Raw genomic sequence first — 21,062 nt, forward strand, 5'->3', positions numbered from 1 at the left:
TATACATTAAAAAATCTAAATTACAAGATAAAAAATTATTTTTTAGACATATAGTCTAATTTGTTTACAAGGAGGAAATATGCAAGAAAGTAACAAACGCTTAAAAACAAAGAGAACTATTGAAAATGCTATGGTACAATTACTAATGGAACAACCATTTGATCAAATTTCTACTGTCAAGTTAGCAGAAAAAGCCGGAATTAGTCGTTCCAGCTTCTATACTCACTATAAGGATAAGTATGATATGATTGAGCACTATCAAAGCAAGCTCTTTCATACATTTGAATATATTTTTCAAAAACATGCTCATCACAAAAGAGATGCTATTCTAGAAGTATTTGAATATCTAGAGTCAGAACCACTTCTAGCTGCCCTTCTTTCTGAAAATGGGACTAAAGAAATCCAAAATTTCTTACGAAATAAACTTCATATCATGCTCAGCACAGATTTACAAAAGCACTTTATGCAACTGAATCTCAATACCACTGAATTAGAATATAGTAGCATCTATCTAACTCATGCACTTTTTGGTGTCTGCCAAACTTGGATTGCACATGGAAAAAAAGAAAGTCCTCAAGAAATAACAGACTTCCTTATGAAGATGCTTGGTGATACAAATTGATACAAAAAGGGAACACAGCTGTGTTCCCTTTTATCTATACTCCGCCAGTAGGACTCGAACCTACGACATCATGATTAACAGTCATGCGCTACTACCAACTGAGCTATGGCGGATAAAATAGTCCGTACGGGATTCGAACCCGTGTTACCGCCGTGAAAAGGCGGTGTCTTAACCCCTTGACCAACGGACCTTCTATCTGTAGCAGATATAACCATTATATCAATTTCTTACTAATTGTCAATCACTTTTTAGATTTTTTCTCTAGAATATCTTTTAATTTTCTAATTTTTAACCTTGAAATAGGACAGCGATGGTCTTCATAGAAAACAATTTCCAGGTTTTTTCGATCAATTTCTCTAATATTGCCTATATTTACCAAAAATGACTTATGAGGAGAATAAAATCGTTGGGTATGTTTATCCTTTTCCTGAATATCTGTCATGGTACCGTAAAATTCTTTGGCAAAATTCTTACCAATAATGCGCAATTTATGAGAGACCCCTGTCGTTTCAATATACAGAATATCATGGTAAGGAATTTTTAAATCATTTCCCTTGTAATTGTAGTCAAAATAATCTACAACATCTTCATTTTCAAGTAACATACTCTTCGTGTAGAAGATATTTTGCTCAATTCTCTTCTTAAACATCTCATCATTGATATCCTTATCAACAAAATCTAGGGCTGATACCTGGTATTTATAGGTTAGAGTCGCAAACTCTGATCGACTGGTGATAAAGACGATAATAGCGTAAGGATTGTAATGACGAATGAGTTGAGCAACCTCAAATCCTTTTTTCTCAATTCCATGAATATCAATATCTAGGAAATAAAGCTGATTTACTTCATCATTTTCAATGTATTCTTCAAATTCACGGACTTTTCCCGTTGTCTTGTATGATATTGGAATATTCGATTCTTTCGAAATTTCATCCAATATTCTCTCTAGTCTCACTTGATGTTCAATAACATCCTCTAAAATTAAAACTTTCATTCAAATTCCCTCTTAAATCTAATAATTTGTCTAAATGTACTGCCTTCCATCTCTGTTTCTAAAATAATATTGTTGTACTTATCTAGTAGTTCTTTCACATTATTTAGTCCGACTCCGCGGTTTCTTCCCTTAGTGGAGAATCCTAAGGCAAATAGATCTCCTGAAGGAGTCATCGTCATTTTACATGAATTCTGAATCACAATAACTGTTTCAGTTTCCATCTTAATAACTGCTACTTCCATTTGTTTTTTATAGCTATCAGCTGATCCTTCAACAGCATTGTTCAATAAGACACTCATGATACGAACCAAATCCAATAGTTCAATTGGGAGCTTGGTAATCGTATCTTTTACTTCCAGTGTAAACTCTACACCATTATTTCGAGCATAGACAATTGACTGAGCAACCAAACTTCGTAAAGCTGAATCTTCTATGTTGTTCAAATCAAAGTAAGTGTATTTATCTGAACGCAGTTTGTAATTAGCTTTGACCAAAACTTCATTGTAAACTCTGTCAATTTCCTGTAAATCACCACTGTCAATTGCCATCTGCATACTGACAAGCATACCAGCATAGTCATGTCGAAAACCACGGATTTCATTATACAGTCCGACAATTTCATCTGTGTAATTCTGTAAATGTTTCTGTTCAAATTTCTTCTGCTTCAAAGCAATCTCTTTCTCCATTTGATCTTTATGAGAATTCATTGCAAAGAAGGTCAAAAGGAGAGAAATAAAGACAATAGATGATAAAATACTTCCAAAACTATTCAAATGTTTAATCGTACTTACCATATCTGAAACGAAAGATACAATATGGAGCAGTAGTAAGGCAAAAAATACTTTTTTCAAGAAAGGATAGAGATAGTCCTTATCAAAATAGTTTAGTTCTAAATGGAAATAACGAATGATTGTTACAATAACGACATAAGTCAACACCGTTACAACTAAAAAGAATAGGTCATAATATTGTAAAACAAAATTGTCTCCTGTTATAGAGGAAAAAATTACAGACAGAAAGGTATGAGTGCTCTCATATAAAAGAGATAGTAGTAAACTTAGGAATAGTCCTCTATCCCTCTCATACTGTTTAATCCATTTAAAATAGGAATATAGCATCAAAGGAAATAAAAATGTTACAATCCCTAATTCATCTAAATGTAGAAGATAAAAGGGAAGGCTAAGTACTATTTCTACTAGTAATGTATAAGCACCAAAAACGTATAGTTCCTTTGTTTTTATTTTACCTTTGCAAATTAAACTGTAACTATGACTAATAATAAAAAAATATAATATAAAATCTACTACTAAGAAAAAATTCATTCTGACACTCCCTTATCTTCTTTTAAGAAAATTAATGAACATTTTATCTATTCTCCTCATCTCCCCACCTTGAATTTTTTGCAAGTCTTTTTCCTTCAAGGCTACAAACTGTTCCAATTTAACTGTGTTTTTCATAATAAAATCTCCTAAAATGTTTTTTTCTTGTAAGCTAACTTACAAAAACCATTATACAAAATGGAATTTCGTTTTAGATAAAATTCTCTCAACTGTCATTTTTTTCTCCCCAAGTGTACTTTTTTAAGAAAAAAGCCGGGAAAATTCCCAGCTTTACTACTATATTGATCCCAGCAGGATTCGAACCTGCGACCGTTCGCTTAGAAGGCGAATGCTCTATCCAGCTGAGCTATGAGACCTAACACAATCATTCTACCAAAAATTCAATTAAAAGTCAATTTTCTATTTATGATAGGGCGAGCCCTGCTGAATCGTAAAAGCGCGATAGATTTGTTCAACAAGGACTAGTCTCATTAACTGATGGGGTAAAGTTAGACGGCCAAAACTGACAGAAAGATTAGCTCTCTTTTTTACATCCTGTGCTAATCCTAAACTCCCCCCAATAATAAAGGTAAGAGTAGAAAATCCTTTTATAGAAGCTTCTTCTAACTGTTTACTAAATTCTTCCGAGGAGAAAGTTTTCCCTTCTATAGCCAAGACAATAACGAAATCACGGTCACCAACTTTTGATAAAATTCTCTGACCTTCTATTTCTAAAATCTTTTGATTTTCTGACTCACTGGCCTTATCTGGTGTTTTTTCATCTGCTAGCTCAATCATTTCAAGCTTAGCAAATCGAGAAATTCGTTTTGAATACTCTGCGATACCATCTTTTAAATACTTTTCTTTCAGTTTCCCAACTGTTACAACTTTAATTTTCATGACTCTATTCTAACATATTCTCTATTTTTTCACATCTTATTCACAAAATAAAAGGTTAATTTTCGCCGAGAAAACCACAGATTTTTGAAAGTTATCCACAATCTGTGAAAAACTTTTGTGTTTAAGTTATAATTAAGCTAGTCAGTTTATACTTTCAGTAATTTCAAATATATGGAGGCAAATATGAAACATTTAAAAACATTTTACAAAAAATGGTTTCAATTATTAGTCGTTATCGTCATTAGCTTTTTTAGTGGAGCCTTGGGTAGTTTTTCAATAACTCAACTAACTCAAAAAAGTGGTGTAAGTATCTCGAATAATAATAGCACTATCACACAGACTGCCTATAAAAACGAAAATTCAACAACGCAGGCTGTTAATAAAGTAAAAGATGCCGTTGTTTCTGTTATTACTTATTCGGCAAACAGACAAAATAGCGTATTTGGCAATGATGATACTGACACAGATTCTCAGCAAATCTCTAGTGAAGGATCTGGGGTTATTTATAAAAAGAATGACAAAGAAGCTTATATTGTCACCAATAATCACGTTATAAATGGTGCCAGCAAAGTAGATATTCGTTTGTCAGATGGAACTAAAGTACCTGGAGAAATTGTCGGAGCGGACACTTTCTCTGATATTGCTGTCGTCAAAATCTCTTCAGAAAAAGTGACAACAGTAGCTGAGTTTGGTGATTCTAGCAAGTTAACCGTAGGAGAAACTGCTATTGCCATCGGTAGCCCGTTAGGTTCTGAATATGCAAATACTGTCACTCAAGGTATCGTATCTAGTCTTAATCGAAATGTATCTTTAAAATCTGAAGATGGACAAGCCATTTCTACAAAAGCCATCCAAACTGATACTGCTATTAACCCAGGTAACTCTGGTGGCCCACTAATCAATATTCAAGGACAGGTTATCGGAATTACCTCAAGTAAAATTGCCACAAATGGAGGAACATCTGTAGAAGGACTTGGTTTTGCAATCCCTGCAAATGATGCTATCAATATTATTGAACAGTTAGAAAAGAACGGAAAAGTGACTCGTCCAGCTTTGGGCATTCAAATGGTCAATCTCTCAAATATTAATACAAGTGATATTAGAAGACTGAATATTCCAAGCAGTGTAACATCTGGTGTAGTTGTTCGTTCTGTACAAAGTAATATGCCTGCAAATGGTCACCTTGAAAAATACGATGTTATTACAAAAGTAGATGACAAAGAGATTGCTTCATCAACAGACTTACAAAGTGCTCTTTACAATCATTCCATCGGAGACACCATTAAGATAACTTACTATCGTAACGGTAAAGAAGAAACTACATCTATTAAACTTGACAAGAGTTCAGGTGATTTAGAATCTTAATTGACATCTATGTAAAGAAAGCTTTACATAAGAGAAAAGATGTGTTAGTGTAGAATCATGGAAAAATTTGAAATGATTTCTATCACAGATATACAAAAAAATCCCTATCAACCTCGAAAAGAATTTGATAGAGAAAAACTAGATGAACTAGCACAGTCTATTAAAGAAAATGGGGTCATTCAACCGATTATTGTTCGTCAATCTCCTGTGATTGGTTATGAAATCCTTGCAGGAGAGAGACGCTATCGGGCTTCACTTTTAGCTGGTCTGACGTCTATCCCAGCTGTTGTTAAACAACTTTCAGACCAAGAGATGATGGTCCAGTCCATCATTGAAAATTTACAGAGAGAAAATTTGAATCCAATAGAAGAAGCACGCGCCTATGAATCTCTTGTAGAGAAAGGATTTACCCATGCTGAAATTGCAGATAAAATGGGCAAGTCTCGTCCTTATATCAGCAACTCCATTCGTTTGCTTTCCTTGCCAGAACAAATCCTCTCAGAAGTAGAAAATGGCAAACTATCACAAGCCCATGCACGTTCTCTAGTTGGGTTGAATAAGGAACAACAAGACTATTTCTTTCAACGAATTATGGAGGAAGATATTTCTGTAAGGAAGTTAGAAGCTCTTCTGACAGAGAAAAAACAAAAGAAACTGCAAAAAAATGATCATTTCATACAGAATGAAGAAGAGCAGTTAAAAAAACTACTCGGATTAGATGTAGAAATCAAACTGTCTAAAAAAGATAGTGGAAAAATCATTATTGCTTTCTCAAACCAAGAAGAATACAGTAGAATTATCAACAGCCTGAAATAAGGCTGTTCTTTTATTTTTTTATCTCACAAGGTTATCCACTATTTTTTTTCAATAAAAAGCTTAATAAATCAATAGTTTCTGATTTTATCCCCAACCTGTGGATAAACCTTGATAACATTGTGGATTTTTTACCACAGCTTGTGGAAAATTCTTGCTATCTGTGGTAAAATAAGTCTAGCATTAAACTTTTAAATAGTAAAGGAGGAGAAAGGATTGAAAGAAAAACAATTTTGGAATCGTATATTAGAATTTGCTCAAGAAAGACTGACTCGATCCATGTATGATTTCTATGCTATTCAAGCTGAACTCATCAAGGTAGAAGAAAATGTTGCTACTATATTTTTACCTCGATCTGAAATGGAAATGGTTTGGGAAAAACAACTAAAAGATATTATTGTAGTAGCTGGTTTTGAAATTTATGATGCTGAAATAACTCCCCATTATATTTTCACTAAACCTCAAGACACGACTATCTCACAAGTTGAAGAAGCTACAAATTCAACTCTTTATGACTATAGTCCAAAGTTAGCATCTATTCCTTATTCGGATACTGGATTAAAAGAAAAGTATACCTTTGATAATTTTATCCAAGGGGATGGAAATGTTTGGGCAGTATCAGCCGCCTTGGCTGTCTCTGAAGATTTGGCTCTGACCTATAATCCTCTTTTTATCTATGGAGGACCTGGGCTTGGTAAGACTCACTTATTAAACGCTATTGGAAATGAAATTCTAAAAAATATTCCGAATGCGCGTGTCAAATACATACCTGCTGAAAGCTTTATTAATGACTTTCTTGACCACCTAAGACTTGGGGAAATGGAAAAGTTTAAAAAGACCTACCGCAGTCTTGATCTTTTGTTAATAGATGATATCCAGTCACTTAGCGGAAAAAAAGTCGCAACTCAAGAAGAATTTTTCAATACCTTTAACGCCCTTCATGACAAGCAAAAACAGATTGTCCTAACGAGTGATCGTAGTCCAAAACATCTAGAAGGACTTGAGGAGAGACTTGTCACGCGCTTTAGCTGGGGCTTGACGCAAAACATCACACCACCTGACTTTGAGACACGTATTGCCATTTTACAAAGCAAAACGGAACATTTGGACTACAATTTCCAAGGTGATACTCTAGAATACCTAGCTGGGCAATTTGATTCAAATGTTCGAGATCTTGAGGGAGCCATCAACGACATCACCTTAATTGCCAGAGTAAAAAAAATCAAGGATATCACTATTGATATTGCTGCAGAAGCCATTAGAGCTCGCAAACAGGATGTTAGCCAAATTCTCGTCATCCCAATTGACAAAATCCAAAATGAAGTTGGTAACTTTTATGGTATCAGCGTCAAAGAAATGAAGGGAAGCAGACGCCTTCAAAATATTGTTTTGGCTCGTCAAGTAGCCATGTATTTATCTAGAGAGCTAACAGATAATAGTCTTCCAAAAATTGGTAAAGAATTTGGTGGAAAAGATCATACAACAGTCATTCATGCCCATGCAAAAATTAAATCTTTGATTGATGAAGACGATAATTTACGTTTAGAAATTGAATCAATCAAAAAGAAAATCAAATAACTTGTGGATAACTTTCGCTTTTTTATCTTTTTTATCCACATTTTTTAAACAAGCCAAAAAACTTGATATAACTTACTTTAAGTCTGTTTTCCACAGATTTCACAGACTCTATTATTACTATTATCCTTCTAATACTAAAAATAAATAAAGGAGAATCCATGATTCATTTTTCAATTAATAAAAATTTATTTCTACAAGCCTTAAATACTACTAAGAGAGCTATTAGTTCTAAAAATGCTATTCCTATTTTATCAACTGTCAAAATTGACATAACCAATGAAGGTGTTACTTTAATTGGTTCAAATGGTCAAATTTCAATTGAAAATTTTATTTCTCAAAAAAATGAAGATGCTGGTTTGTTAATTACTTCTTTAGGTTCGCTCCTTCTTGAAGCTTCTTTCTTTATCAATGTTGTATCTAGTCTTCCAGATGTGACTCTTGATTTTAAAGAAATTGAACAAAATCAAATTGTTTTAACAAGTGGCAAATCAGAAATTACCCTAAAAGGAAAAGATAGCGAGCAATATCCACGAATCCAAGAAATTTCAGCTAGTACTCCTTTGGTTCTTGAAACAAAATTACTCAAGAAAATTATCAATGAAACAGCATTTGCTGCAAGTACACAAGAGAGTCGTCCAATTTTAACAGGTGTTCATTTTGTATTGAGTCAACACAAGGAGCTAAAAACAGTTGCGACAGACTCTCATCGTCTAAGCCAGAAAAAATTAACTCTTGAGAAAAATAGTGATGATTTTGATGTCGTGATTCCTAGCCGTTCTCTACGCGAATTTTCAGCGGTATTTACAGATGATATTGAAACTGTAGAGATTTTCTTTGCCAACAATCAAATCCTCTTTAGAAGCGAAAATATTAGCTTCTACACACGTTTGTTAGAAGGTAACTATCCTGATACAGATCGCTTGATTCCGACAGACTTTAATACTACTATTACTTTTGATGTTGTAAACTTACGTCAGTCAATGGAACGTGCTCGTCTTTTATCAAGTGCGACTCAAAATGGTACTGTGAAACTTGAAATTAAAGGTGGGGTTGTTAGCGCCCATGTTCACTCTCCAGAAGTTGGTAAAGTAAACGAAGAAATCGATACTGATCAGGTGACTGGTGAAGATTTGACTATTAGTTTCAACCCAACTTACTTGATTGATTCTCTTAAGGCTTTAAATAGCGAAAAGGTGACCATTAGTTTTATCTCAGCTGTTCGTCCATTTACTCTTGTGCCAGCAGATACTGATGAGGACTTCATGCAACTTATCACCCCAGTTCGTACAAATTAAGTGAAAGAGGTTGAGCCTAGCTCGCCTCTTTTATGATATAATCGAAAAAGAAAAGGAGAGTAGTATGTATCAAGTTGGAAATTTTGTTGAAATGAAAAAACCACATGCTTGTACAATCAAGTCAACTGGTAAAAAAGCAAATCGTTGGGAAATTACACGTGTAGGGGCAGATATCAAAATCAAATGTAGTAATTGTGACCATGTTGTCATGATGGGACGCTATGATTTTGATCGAAAAATGAATAAAATTATTGACTAAGAAGCCTTAGTTAGAGGGTTAGCAAGTTTTCCCTTTTTGTGTTATAATATTAGGGATTGAAATGAAAACGGAGAATGAGAAAATATGGCTTTAACAGCAGGTATCGTTGGTTTGCCAAACGTTGGTAAATCAACACTATTTAATGCAATTACAAAAGCAGGAGCAGAGGCGGCAAACTACCCATTTGCGACTATTGATCCAAACGTTGGAATGGTGGAAGTTCCAGATGAACGCCTACAAAAATTGACTGAAATGATTACTCCTAAAAAGACAGTTCCAACAACATTTGAATTTACAGATATTGCAGGGATTGTAAAAGGAGCTTCAAAAGGAGAAGGGCTAGGGAATAAATTCTTGGCCAATATCCGTGAAGTAGATGCGATTGTTCATGTAGTTCGTGCTTTTGATGATGAAAATGTGATGCGTGAGCAAGGACGTGAAGATGCCTTTGTGGATCCACTTGCAGATATTGACACCATTAACCTAGAATTGATTCTTGCTGACTTAGAATCAGTGAATAAACGCTATGCGCGTGTAGAAAAGATGGCACGTACGCAAAAAGATAAAGAATCAGTAGCAGAGTTTAATGTTCTTCAAAAGATTAAACCTGTTCTTGAAGATGGGAAATCAGCTCGTACAATCGAGTTTACAGATGAAGAACAAAAAGTTGTCAAAGGTCTCTTCCTTTTGACAACTAAACCAGTTCTTTATGTTGCCAATGTAGATGAGGATGTAGTTTCAGATCCAGATTCTATCGACTATGTCAAACAAATTCGAGAATTTGCAGCGACAGAAAATGCTGAAGTAGTCGTTATTTCTGCGCGTGCTGAGGAAGAAATTTCTGAGTTAGACGATGAAGACAAGCAAGAATTTCTTGAAGCACTTGGATTGATAGAGTCAGGCGTTGACAAATTAACTCGTGCAGCTTATCACTTACTTGGACTTGGAACTTACTTCACAGCTGGTGAAAAAGAAGTTCGTGCTTGGACCTTTAAACGTGGTATGAAAGCTCCTCAAGCAGCTGGTATTATCCACTCAGACTTTGAAAAAGGATTTATTCGTGCAGTAACCATGTCATATGAGGATCTAGTGAAATACGGATCTGAAAAGGCTGTAAAAGAAGCTGGACGCTTGCGTGAAGAAGGAAAAGAATATATCGTCCAAGACGGCGATATCATGGAATTCCGCTTTAATGTCTAAAAATTTAATAAATAGTGTCAATTAGGTTGGAAAAAAATTCCAACCCTTTTGGCTTTTGAAAGGAAAAATAAATGACCAAATTACTTGTAGGATTGGGAAATCCAGGAGATAAATATTTTGAAACCAAACACAATGTTGGTTTTATGTTAATTGACCAACTAGCGAAGAAACAGAATGTCACTTTTACACACGATAAGATATTTCAAGCTGACCTAGCATCCTTTTTCCTAAATGGTGAAAAAATTTATCTTGTCAAACCAACGACATTTATGAATGAAAGTGGAAAAGCGGTTCATGCTTTATTGACTTACTATGGTTTGGATATTGAAGATTTACTCGTCATTTACGACGACCTTGACATGGAAGTTGGGAAAATTCGTTTAAGAGCAAAGGGCTCAGCAGGTGGTCATAATGGTATCAAGTCTATTATTCAACATATAGGGACTCAGGTTTTCAATCGTGTTAAGATTGGAATCGGAAGACCTAAAAATGGAATGTCAGTTGTTAACCATGTTTTGAGTACCTTTGACAAGGATGATTATATTGGTATTTTACAGTCTATTGACAAAGTTGACGATTCTGTAAAATACTATTTACAAGAGAAAAACTTTGAAAAAACGATGCAGAGGTATAACGGATAAATGGTGACCTTATTAGATTTATTCTCAGAAAATGATCAGATTAAAAAATGGCATCAAAATCTGACAGATAAGAAAAGACAATTAATGTTAGGTTTGTCAACTTCTACAAAAGCTTTAGCAATCGCTAGTAGTTTGAAGAAAGAAGATAAGATTATTTTATTGACATCAACTTATGGAGAAGCAGAAGGGATTATTAGTGATCTTATTTCTATCTTGGGTGAGGAATTTGTCTATCCATTTTTGGTAGATGATTCCCCTATGGTCGAGTTTTTAATGTCTTCACAAGAAAAAATTATCTCACGGGTTGAAGCCTTGCGTTTTTTGACTGATTCATCTAAGAAAGGGATCTTAGTTTGTAATATTGCAGCAAGTCGATTGATTTTACCGTCTCCCAATGCATTTAAAGATAGTATTGTAAAAATAACAGTTGGTGAAGAATATGACCAACACGCGCTTACCTATCAGTTAAAGGAAATAGGCTATCGAAAGGTTACTCAAGTACAGACCCAAGGTGAGTTTAGTATTCGAGGAGATATTTTAGATATTTTTGAAATATCTCAGTTAGAACCTTGCAGAATTGAGTTTTTTGGTGATGAAGTAGATGGTATCAGGACATTTGAAGTCGAAACACAATTATCGAAAGAAAATCAGACAGAACTCACTATCTTTCCATCTAGCGATATGCTTTTAAGAGAAAAGGATTATCAACGAGGTCAATCAGCTTTAGAAAAACAAATTTCAAAGACTATGTCACCTATTCTGAAATCCTATCTAGAAGAAATTCTTTCAAGTTTTCACCAAAAACAAAGGCATGCAGATTCTCGGAAATTTTTATCTTTGTGTTATGAGAAATCATGGACTGTCTTTGATTATATAAAAAAAGATACGCCAATATTCTTTGATGATTACCAGAAATTGATGAATCAGTATGAAGTCTTTGAAAGAGAATTAGCACAATACTTTACAGAAGAGTTACAGAATAGTAAAGCATTTTCTGATATGCAGTATTTTGCGGATACTGAGAAAATATATAAAAAACAAAGTCCAGTGACCTTTTTTTCTAATCTGCAAAAGGGGTTAGGAAATCTCAAGTTTGACCAAATTTATCAATTTAATCAATATCCCATTCAGGAGTTTTTCAATCAATTTTCTTTTCTAAAAGAAGAAATTGAGCGATACAAAAAAATGGACTACACTATTATCTTGCAGTCTAGCAATTCAATAGGAAGCAAAACATTGGAGGATGTTTTAGAGGAATACCAGATTAAATTGGATTCTAGAGATAAGTCAAGTATCTGTAAAGAATCTGTAAACTTAATCGAGGGCAATCTCAGACATGGTTTTCATTTTGTAGATGAAAAGATTTTATTGATAACTGAACATGAGATTTTTCAAAAGAAATTAAAACGTCGTTTTCGAAGACAACATGTTTCAAATGCGGAGCGCTTAAAAGATTATAATGAACTTGAAAAAGGCGATTACGTTGTTCACCATATCCATGGAATTGGTCAATATCTAGGGATTGAAACAATTGAAATCAAGGGGCTTCACCGAGATTATGTCAGTGTTCAATATCAAAATGGTGATCAAATCTCTATCCCAGTAGAACAGATTCATCTACTATCTAAATATGTTTCAAGTGACGGGAAAGCTCCAAAACTCAATAAATTAAATGACGGTCATTTTAAAAAAGCCAAGCAAAAAGTTAAGAATCAGGTAGAGGATATAGCAGACGATTTAATCAAACTCTATTCTGAGCGTAGTCAGTTGAAAGGTTATGCTTTTTCAGATGATGATGAAGAGCAAGATGCTTTTGATGATGCTTTCCCTTATGTTGAAACAGATGATCAACTTCGTAGTATCGAGGAAATCAAGAGAGATATGCAGAATTCTCAACCAATGGATCGACTTCTAGTTGGGGATGTTGGTTTTGGAAAGACTGAAGTTGCAATGCGTGCAGCCTTTAAGGCGGTCAATGACAATAAACAGGTGGTCGTTCTAGTTCCTACGACAGTTTTAGCGCAACAGCACTACACGAATTTTAAGGAACGATTCCAAAATTTTGCTGTTAATATTGATGTGTTGAGTCGCTTTAGAAGTAAAAAAGAGCAGACTGAAACACTTGAAAAATTGAAAAACGGTCAAGTCGATATTTTAATTGGAACACATCGTGTTTTGTCAAAAGATGTTGTGTTTTCTGATTTGGGCTTGATGATTATTGATGAGGAACAACGATTTGGTGTCAAGCATAAGGAAACCTTGAAAGAGTTGAAGAAACAAGTGGATGTTCTGACTTTGACAGCAACGCCAATTCCTCGTACTCTTCATATGTCTATGCTGGGAATAAGAGATTTATCTGTTATTGAAACTCCTCCAACCAATCGCTATCCTGTTCAAACCTATGTTTTAGAAAAGAATGATAGTGTTATTCGTGATGCGGTCTTGCGTGAAATGGAGCGTGGAGGTCAAATTTACTATCTTTACAACAAAGTTGACACAATTGATCAGAAGGTTTCAGAATTACAGGAGCTGATTCCAGAGGCTGCGATTGGTTATGTTCATGGTCGCATGAGTGAAATTCAGTTGGAAAATACTTTATTGGACTTTATTGAAGGACAATACGATATCTTGGTAACAACTACCATTATTGAGACAGGGGTGGACATTCCAAATGCCAATACCTTATTTATTGAAAATGCAGATCATATGGGCTTGTCAACCTTGTATCAATTAAGAGGAAGAGTCGGTCGTAGTAATCGGATTGCTTATGCTTATCTCATGTATCGTCCAGAAAAATCGATTAGTGAAGTCTCTGAAAAGAGATTAGAAGCAATTAAAGGATTTACAGAATTGGGCTCAGGATTTAAGATTGCGATGCGAGATCTTTCTATTCGTGGAGCAGGAAATCTCCTAGGAAAATCCCAGTCTGGTTTCATTGATTCTGTTGGTTTTGAATTGTATTCGCAGTTACTAGAGGAAGCTATTGCAAAACGACATGGTAATGGGAAAACAAGAACCAAAGGAAATGCCGAATTGATTTTACAAATCGATGCTTATCTTCCTGATACTTATATTTCAGACCAACGACATAAGATTGAAATTTATAAAAAAATTCGTCAAATTGACAACCGTGTCAATTATGAAGAGTTACAAGAAGAGTTGATGGACCGTTTTGGAGAATACCCAGATGTGGTAGCCTATCTTTTAGAGATTGGTTTGGTCAAGTCATATTTGGACAAGGTCTTTGTTCAACGTGTGGAAAGAAAAGATAATAAAATTACAGTTCAATTTGAAAAAGTCACTCAACGACTGTTTTTAGCTCAAGATTATTTTAAAGCTTTATCGGCAACGAATTTAAAAGCAGCTATAGCTGAGAATGAAGGATTAATGGAGCTTGTATTTGATGTCCGAAATAAGAAAGATTATGAAATTTTAGAAGGTTTGCTCATTTTTGGAGAAAGTTTATTAGAGATAAAAGAGTCGAAGGAAGAAAATGCCATTTGATATTTTTCTCCTATAAAATAGATAAAAATGGTAGAATAATAAGTTGAGGTAATAAAGATGAGATTAGACAAATATTTAAAAGTATCACGAATTATCAAGCGTCGTACAGTCGCAAAGGAAGTAGCAGATAAAGGTAGAATTAAGGTTAATGGAATCTTGGCCAAAAGTTCAACGGATTTGAAAGTTAATGACCAAGTTGAAATTCGTTTTGGCAATAAGTTGCTACTTGTAAAAGTACTGGAGATGAAAGATAGCACAAAAAAAGAAGATGCAGCGGGCATGTATGAAATTATCAGTGAAACACGGGTAGAAGAAAATGTCTAAAAATATTGTACAATTGAATAATTCTTTTATTCAAAATGAATACCAACGTCGTCGCTATCTGATGAAGGAAAGACAAAAACGGAATCGTTTCATGGGTTGGGTTCTCATTTTGATGATTTTATTGTTCATTTTACCAACTTATAATCTTGCTCAAAGCTATCACCAATTACTTCAAAGACGTCAACAGTTATTAGACTTGCAAACTCAGTATCAAACCTTGAGTGAGGAAAAGGAGAAGGAGACAGCTTTTGCTACAAAGTTGAAAGATGAAGATTACGCTGCTAAATACATGCGTGCAAAATATTATTATTCTAAGAATCGGGAAGCTGTTTATACGATTCCTGACTTGCTCCCAAGGTGATAAAATGGAAAATTTATTAGACGTAATAGAGCAATTTTTGAGTCTATCGGATGAAAAGTTGGAAGAGTTGGCTGATAAAAATCAATTATTGCGTTTACAAGAAGAAAAGGAAAGGAAGAATGCGTAAATTCTTAATTATTTTGTTGCTACCGAGTTTTTTGACCATTTCAAAAGTAGTTAGCACAGAAAAAGAAGTCGTCTATACTTCGAAAGAAATTTATTACCTTTCACAATCTGACTTTGGTATTTATTTTAGAGAAAAGCTAAGTTTTCCCATGGTTTATGGAGAGGTTCCTGTCTATGCGAATGAAGATTTAGTAGTGGAATCTGGAAAATTGACTCCCAAAACAAGTTTCCAAATAACCGAGTGGCGCTTAAATAAACAAGGAATTCCAGTATTTAAGTTATCCAACCATCAATTTATAGCTGCGGACAAACGTTTTTTATATGACCAGTCAGAGGTAACTCCAACAATAAAAAAAGTATGGTTAGAATCTGATTTTAAACTGTACAATAGTCCTTATGATTTAAAAGAAGTGAAATCATCCTTATCAGCTTATTCACAAGTATCAATCGATAAGACCATGTTTGTAGAAGGAAGAGAATTTCTACATATTGATCAGGCTGGATGGGTAGATAAGGAATCAACTTCTGAAGAAGATAATCGGATGAGTAAAGTCCAAGAAATGTTATCTGAAAAATATCAGAATGATTCATTCTCTATTTATGTTAAGCAACTGACTACTGGAAAAGAAGCTGGTATCAATCAAGATGAAAAGATGTATGCAGCTAGTGTTTTGAAACTCCCTTATCTCTATTATACGCAAGAAAAAATAAATGAGGGTCTTTATCAGTTAGATACGACTGTAAAATACGTATCTGCAGTCAATGATTTTCCAGGTTCTTATAAACCAGAGGGAAGTGGTAGTCTTCCTAAAAAAGAGGATAATAAAGAATATTCTCTAAGGGATTTAATTACGAAAGTATCAAAAGAATCGGATAACGTAGCTCATAATCTATTGGGATATTACCTTTCAAATCAATCTGATGCAACATTTAAGTCCAAGATGTCTGCTATTATGGGAGATGATTGGGATCCAAAAGAAAAATTGATTTCTTCTAAAATGGCTGGGAAAGTTATGGAAGCTATTTATAATCAAAATGGATTTGTATTGGAGTCCTTGACCAAAACAGATTTTGATAATCAGCGAATTGCCAAAGGTGTTTCTGTGAAGGTAGCTCATAAAATTGGGGATGCGGACGAATTTGAGCATGATACGGGTGTTGTCTATGCAGATTCTCCATTTGTTCTTTCTATTTTCACTAAAAATTCTGATTATGATACGATTTCTAAGATAGCCAAGGATGTTTATGAGGTTCTAAAATGAGGGAACAGGATTTTTTAAATCATTTTCTCAAGAAGGGATATTTCAAAAAACATGCAAAGGTATTACTAGCTCTTTCTGGCGGATTAGATTCTATGTTTCTATTTAAGGTATTGTCTACTTATCAAAAAGAGTTAGAAATTGAATTGATTTTAGCTCATGTTAATCATAAGCAGAGAATTGAATCAGATTGGGAAGAGAAGGAATTAAGGAAGTTGGCTGCTGAAGCAGAGATTCCTATTTATATCAGCAATTTTTCAGGAGAATTTTCAGAAGTGCGTGCACGAAATTTTCGTTATGATTTTTTTCAAGAGGTCATGAAAAAGACAGGTGCGACAGCCTTAGTCACTGCCCACCATTCTGATGACCAGGTGGAAACGATTTTGATGCGTTTGATTCGAGGCACTCGTTTGCGCTATCTATCAGGAATTAGGGAGAAGCAAGTAGTCGGGGATATAGAAATGATTCGTCCCTTCTTGTATTTTCAGAAAAAAGACTTTCCATCAATTTTTCACTTTGAAGATACATCAAATAAGGAAAATCATTATTTTCGTAATCGTATTCGAAATTCTTATTTACCAGAATTAGAAAAAGAAAATCCTAGATTTAGAGATGCAATCTTAAGTATCGGAAATGAAATTTTAGATTATGACTTAGCTATAGCTGAATTATCAAAGAATATTGATGTAGAAAATTTAGAGCAGCTATTGTCTTACTCTGAGTCGACACAAAGAGTTTTACTTCAAACTTATCTGAATCGTTTTCCAGATTTGAATCTTACAAAAGCTCAGTTTGATGAAGTTCGAAAGATTTTAAAAACTAAAATCCAGTATCGTCATCCGCTTAAAAATGGCTATGAATTAATAAAAGAGTACCAACAGTTTCAGATTTGTAAAATCAGTCCGCAGGCTGATGAAAAGGAAGATGAACTTGTGTTACACTATCAAAATCAGGTATCTTATCAAGGATATTTATTTTCCTTTGGACTTCCTTTAGAAGGTGAATCAATTCAACAAATACCTGTTTCACGCGAAACATCCATATACATTCGCCATCGAAAACCAGGAGATGTTTTGATTCAAAATGGGCATAGAAAAAAACTCAGACGTTTATTTATTGATTTGAAAATCCCTATGGAAAAGCGAAAATCTGCTCTGATTATTGAGCAATTTGGTGAAATTGTCTCAATTTTGGGAATTGCGACCAGTAATTTGAGTAAAAACACGAAAAATGATATAATGAACACTGTACTTTATATAGAAAAAATAGATAGGTAAAAAAATGTTAGAAAACGATATTAAAAAAATCCTCGTTTCACACGATGAAATTACAGAAGCTGCTAAAAAATTAGGTGCTCAACTCACTAAAGACTATGCAGGAAAAAATCCAATCTTAGTTGGGATTTTAAAAGGATCTATTCCTTTTATGGCTGAATTGATTAAACATATTGACACCCATATTGAAATGGACTTCATGATGGTTTCTAGCTATCATGGTGGAACAGCAAGTAGCGGTGTCATCAATATTAAACAAGATGTGACTCAAGATATCAAAGGAAGACATGTTCTATTTGTAGAAGATATCATTGATACAGGTCAAACTTTGAAGAATTTACGAGATATGTTTATTGAAAGAGAAGCATCTTCTGTTAAAATTGCAACCTTGCTGGATAAACCAGAGGGACGTGTTGTAGAAATTGAGGCAGACTACACCTGCTTTACTATTCCAAATGAGTTTGTAGTAGGTTATGGTTTAGATTACAAAGAAAATTATCGTAACCTTCCTTATGTTGGAGTATTGAAAGAAGAAGTGTATTCAAATTAGAAAGAACAATTTTTAATGAAAAAACAAAATAATGGTTTAATTAAAAATCCTTTTCTATGGTTATTACTTATTTTTTTCCTAGTTACAGCTTATCAGTATTTTAGTACAGGTAGTGTTGCAGGGAAAAGTAAGCAAATTAATTATACAGAATTGGTAAAAGAAATTACCGATGACAATGTAAAAGAATTAACTTACCAACCAAATGGCAGTGTTATCGAGGTTTCAGGTGTTTATAAAAATCCTAAAACAAGTAAAGAAGAAACAGGCATTCAGTTCTTTTCTCCTTCTGCTACAACAGTAGAGAAATTTTCAAGCATCATTCTTCCTTCAGATACGACAGTATCCGAATTGCAAAAACTTGCTTCTGACCATAAAGCGGAAGTAACTGTTAAGCATGAAAGTTCAAGTGGTATGTGGATTAATATTCTTGTATCCATTGTGCCATTCGGTATTCTTTTCTTCTTCCTATTCTCTATGATGGGAAATATGGGAGGAAATAATAGCCGTAACCCAATGAGTTTTGGACGTAGTAAGGCTAAAGCCGCAAATAAAGAAGATATTAAAGTAAGATTTTCAGATGTTGCTGGAGCTGAGGAAGAAAAACAAGAACTAGTTGAAGTTGTTGAATTCTTAAAAGATCCAAAACGATTTACAAAACTTGGGGCCCGTATTCCAGCAGGTGTTCTTTTGGAGGGACCTCCAGGAACAGGTAAAACTTTGCTTGCTAAGGCAGTAGCCGGAGAAGCAGGTGTTCCATTCTTTAGTATCTCAGGTTCTGACTTTGTAGAAATGTTTGTCGGAGTTGGAGCTAGTCGTGTTCGTTCTCTTTTTGAAGATGCCAAAAAAGCAGCACCAGCTATTATCTTTATCGATGAAATTGATGCTGTTGGACGTCAACGTGGAGTTGGTCTTGGCGGAGGAAATGACGAACGTGAACAAACCTTGAACCAACTCTTGATTGAGATGGATGGTTTTGAGGGAAATGAAGGGATTATCGTTATCGCTGCGACAAACCGTTCAGATGTACTTGACCCTGCCCTTTTGCGTCCAGGACGTTTTGATAGAAAAGTATTGGTTGGCCGTCCTGATGTTAAAGGTCGTGAAGCAATCTTGAAAGTTCATGCTAAGAACAAGCCTTTAGCAGAAGATGTTGATTTGAAATTAGTGGCTCAACAAACTCCAGGTTTTGTTGGAGCTGATTTAGAGAATGTCTTGAATGAAGCGGCTCTAGTTGCTGCTCGTCGCAATAAATCGATAATTGATGCTTCAGATATTGATGAAGCAGAAGATAGAGTTATTGCTGGTCCTTCTAAGAAAGATAAGACAGTTTCACAAAAAGAACGTGAATTGGTTGCCTACCATGAGGCAGGACATACCATTGTTGGTCTAGTCTTATCGAATGCCCGTGTTGTTCATAAGGTTACAATTGTACCAAGAGGTCGTGCAGGTGGTTACATGATTGCACTTCCTAAGGAAGACCAAATGCTTCTATCTAAAGAAGATATGAAAGAGCAATTGGCTGGCTTGATGGGTGGACGTGTAGCTGAAGAAATTATCTTTAATGTCCAAACTACAGGAGCTTCAAACGACTTTGAACAAGCTACACAGATGGCGCGTGCAATGGTCACTGAATATGGTATGAGTGAAAAACTAGGTCCAGTTCAATATGAGGGCAATCATGCTATGTTTGGTGCACAGAGTCCTCAAAAATCAATTTCAGAACAAACAGCTTATGAAATTGACGAAGAGGTTCGTTCATTATTGAATGAGGCACGAAATAAAGCTGCTGAAATTATTCAGTCAAATCGTGAAACTCACAAGTTGATTGCAGAAGCATTATTGAAATACGAAACATTGGATAGTACACAAATTAAATCTCTTTACGAAACAGGAAAGATGCCTGAAACAGTAGAAGAGGAATCTCATGCACTATCTTATGATGAAGTAAAGTCAAAAATGAATGACGAAAAATAACCCTAAGAGAGGCTTGTCCTCTCTTTTTGTGCAGTTGAGACAGTAAAGAGGACAGAATAGGCGAAATGGGCCTAATTAGCTTTTTTATTTGTTAAACTGTATCTAGAAAGGGGAAGATTATGCTTAAAGAATTGTATGAAGAAGTCCAAGGTATTGTATACAAGTGTAGAAATGAATATTACCTTCATTTGTGGGAGTTATCGGATTGGGACCAAGAGGGAATGATATGCTTGCATGAATTGATTAGTAAAGAAGAAGGATTAGTAGAAGATATTCCTCGTTTAAGGAAATATTTCAAAACCAAGTTTCGGAATCGAATTCTAGACTATCTCCGTAAACAAGAAAGTCAAAAACGAAGATATGATAAAGAGCCTTATGAAGAAGTGGGCGAGATTAGTCATCGTATAAGCGAGGGAGGTCTCTGGCTGGATGACTATTATCTCTTTCATGAAACGCTAAGAGATTATAGAAGGAAACAAAGTAAAGAGCAACAAGAAGAGTTAGAACGCGTCTTAAGACATGAACGCTTCCGAGGACGTCAAAGAGTACTAAGAGACTTACGTATTGTGTTTAAAGAGTTTGATATCCGTAGCCATTAGGAAGTCATGCAAAAAAATTGAAAAAAATTAGAAAAAGTAGTTGACAAGTCTGAAAAAGTCGGTATAATAGTAAGAGTTGAAAATAACAACTCTGGTCCGTTGGTC

21 protein-coding genes and 3 tRNA genes are annotated in these 21,062 nt (G+C 34.7%); 17 read left to right on the plus strand and 7 right to left on the minus strand.

Annotation, left to right across the window (positions count from 1 at the left end):
* Nucleotides 1-79 precede the first annotated feature (79 nt).
* A complete protein-coding gene (locus RYL77_RS04345) occupies nucleotides 80-622 on the plus strand; it encodes a TetR/AcrR family transcriptional regulator C-terminal domain-containing protein (RefSeq protein ID WP_315010141.1) in 543 nt (180 codons plus the stop codon).
* A 39-nt stretch (nucleotides 623-661) separates the two neighbouring features.
* Here the strand turns inward: RYL77_RS04345 and RYL77_RS04350 are convergent.
* From RYL77_RS04350 to rlmH, 7 genes are all read right to left on the minus strand, one after another.
* Nucleotides 662-735: transfer RNA gene (locus RYL77_RS04350), tRNA-Asn, on the minus strand.
* A gap of 5 nt (nucleotides 736-740) precedes the next feature.
* Nucleotides 741-812 (minus strand) — tRNA-Glu (locus tag RYL77_RS04355).
* A 51-nt stretch (nucleotides 813-863) separates the two neighbouring features.
* On the minus strand, nucleotides 864-1,616 hold the full coding sequence (gene comE / locus RYL77_RS04360; protein WP_000866064.1) for a competence system response regulator transcription factor ComE: 753 nt from the start codon (nucleotides 1,614-1,616) through the stop codon (nucleotides 864-866).
* Nucleotides 1,613-2,938, minus strand: a complete 1,326-nt coding sequence (comD, locus tag RYL77_RS04365) for a competence system sensor histidine kinase ComD (protein WP_315010143.1) — start codon at nucleotides 2,936-2,938, stop codon at nucleotides 1,613-1,615. The genes comE and comD overlap by 4 nt, the downstream gene beginning before the upstream one ends.
* A gap of 12 nt (nucleotides 2,939-2,950) precedes the next feature.
* Nucleotides 2,951-3,073, minus strand: a complete 123-nt coding sequence (gene comC, locus RYL77_RS04370; RefSeq protein WP_033684573.1) for a competence-stimulating peptide ComC — start codon at nucleotides 3,071-3,073, stop codon at nucleotides 2,951-2,953.
* Nucleotides 3,074-3,238: 165 nt separating this feature from the next.
* Nucleotides 3,239-3,312: transfer RNA gene (locus RYL77_RS04375), tRNA-Arg, on the minus strand.
* A 43-nt stretch (nucleotides 3,313-3,355) separates the two neighbouring features.
* Entirely contained in the window at nucleotides 3,356-3,835 is a 480-nt protein-coding gene (gene rlmH, locus RYL77_RS04380; protein ID WP_000695934.1) for a 23S rRNA (pseudouridine(1915)-N(3))-methyltransferase RlmH, read from the minus strand.
* 183 nt (nucleotides 3,836-4,018) lie between these two features.
* Here rlmH and RYL77_RS04385 point away from each other — a divergent pair, with 183 nt between their 5' ends.
* The 16 genes from RYL77_RS04385 to RYL77_RS04460 all read left to right on the plus strand — a co-directional run bounded on the left by RYL77_RS04385 (nucleotide 4,019) and on the right by RYL77_RS04460 (nucleotide 20,957).
* A complete protein-coding gene (locus tag RYL77_RS04385) occupies nucleotides 4,019-5,200 on the plus strand; it encodes a S1C family serine protease (protein WP_315010145.1) in 1,182 nt (393 codons plus the stop codon).
* Nucleotides 5,201-5,257: 57 nt separating this feature from the next.
* Entirely contained in the window at nucleotides 5,258-6,016 is a 759-nt protein-coding gene (locus RYL77_RS04390; RefSeq protein WP_315010147.1) for a ParB/RepB/Spo0J family partition protein, read from the plus strand.
* Between the two features lie 213 nt (nucleotides 6,017-6,229).
* A complete protein-coding gene (gene dnaA / locus RYL77_RS04395) occupies nucleotides 6,230-7,591 on the plus strand; it encodes a chromosomal replication initiator protein DnaA (protein WP_125420355.1) in 1,362 nt (453 codons plus the stop codon).
* A 158-nt stretch (nucleotides 7,592-7,749) separates the two neighbouring features.
* Nucleotides 7,750-8,886, plus strand: a complete 1,137-nt coding sequence (gene dnaN, locus RYL77_RS04400; protein WP_315010149.1) for a DNA polymerase III subunit beta — start codon at nucleotides 7,750-7,752, stop codon at nucleotides 8,884-8,886.
* 64 nt (nucleotides 8,887-8,950) lie between these two features.
* On the plus strand, nucleotides 8,951-9,145 hold the full coding sequence (locus RYL77_RS04405; protein WP_000285186.1) for a DUF951 domain-containing protein: 195 nt from the start codon (nucleotides 8,951-8,953) through the stop codon (nucleotides 9,143-9,145).
* 84 nt (nucleotides 9,146-9,229) lie between these two features.
* Nucleotides 9,230-10,345 (plus strand): redox-regulated ATPase YchF, encoded by a 1,116-nt coding sequence (ychF, locus tag RYL77_RS04410; protein WP_315010151.1) that lies wholly within the window; start codon nucleotides 9,230-9,232, stop codon nucleotides 10,343-10,345.
* Nucleotides 10,346-10,416: 71 nt separating this feature from the next.
* Complete coding sequence (pth, locus tag RYL77_RS04415) at nucleotides 10,417-10,986, plus strand: aminoacyl-tRNA hydrolase (protein ID WP_315010153.1); 570 nt, start codon at nucleotides 10,417-10,419, stop codon at nucleotides 10,984-10,986.
* Complete coding sequence (gene mfd / locus RYL77_RS04420) at nucleotides 10,987-14,490, plus strand: transcription-repair coupling factor (protein WP_315010155.1); 3,504 nt, start codon at nucleotides 10,987-10,989, stop codon at nucleotides 14,488-14,490.
* 57 nt (nucleotides 14,491-14,547) lie between these two features.
* Entirely contained in the window at nucleotides 14,548-14,814 is a 267-nt protein-coding gene (locus RYL77_RS04425; protein WP_001234978.1) for an RNA-binding S4 domain-containing protein, read from the plus strand.
* The gene (locus tag RYL77_RS04430; protein ID WP_315010157.1) at nucleotides 14,807-15,175 is read left to right on the plus strand and encodes a septum formation initiator family protein; all 369 of its coding nucleotides are present in this window, start codon (nucleotides 14,807-14,809) and stop codon (nucleotides 15,173-15,175) included. The genes RYL77_RS04425 and RYL77_RS04430 overlap by 8 nt, the downstream gene beginning before the upstream one ends.
* A gap of 4 nt (nucleotides 15,176-15,179) precedes the next feature.
* On the plus strand, nucleotides 15,180-15,302 hold the full coding sequence (locus RYL77_RS04435) for an SP_0009 family protein (protein WP_000429334.1): 123 nt from the start codon (nucleotides 15,180-15,182) through the stop codon (nucleotides 15,300-15,302).
* A complete protein-coding gene (locus RYL77_RS04440; protein ID WP_315010164.1) occupies nucleotides 15,295-16,563 on the plus strand; it encodes a serine hydrolase in 1,269 nt (422 codons plus the stop codon). Before RYL77_RS04435 ends, RYL77_RS04440 begins: the two co-directional genes overlap by 8 nt.
* On the plus strand, nucleotides 16,560-17,837 hold the full coding sequence (gene tilS / locus RYL77_RS04445; RefSeq protein ID WP_315010166.1) for a tRNA lysidine(34) synthetase TilS: 1,278 nt from the start codon (nucleotides 16,560-16,562) through the stop codon (nucleotides 17,835-17,837). Before RYL77_RS04440 ends, tilS begins: the two co-directional genes overlap by 4 nt.
* A gap of 4 nt (nucleotides 17,838-17,841) precedes the next feature.
* Nucleotides 17,842-18,384: a hypoxanthine phosphoribosyltransferase gene (gene hpt / locus RYL77_RS04450; RefSeq protein ID WP_315010167.1), complete on the plus strand. Its 543-nt coding sequence runs from the start codon at nucleotides 17,842-17,844 to the stop codon at nucleotides 18,382-18,384.
* Nucleotides 18,385-18,399: 15 nt separating this feature from the next.
* Entirely contained in the window at nucleotides 18,400-20,358 is a 1,959-nt protein-coding gene (gene ftsH, locus RYL77_RS04455; RefSeq protein ID WP_315010169.1) for an ATP-dependent zinc metalloprotease FtsH, read from the plus strand.
* A gap of 119 nt (nucleotides 20,359-20,477) precedes the next feature.
* Nucleotides 20,478-20,957: a sigma-70 family RNA polymerase sigma factor gene (locus tag RYL77_RS04460; RefSeq protein WP_315010171.1), complete on the plus strand. Its 480-nt coding sequence runs from the start codon at nucleotides 20,478-20,480 to the stop codon at nucleotides 20,955-20,957.
* Nucleotides 20,958-21,062 lie beyond the last annotated feature (105 nt).

Source organism: uncultured Streptococcus sp., assembly GCF_963516515.1.
Lineage (GTDB): Bacteria > Bacillota > Bacilli > Lactobacillales > Streptococcaceae > Streptococcus.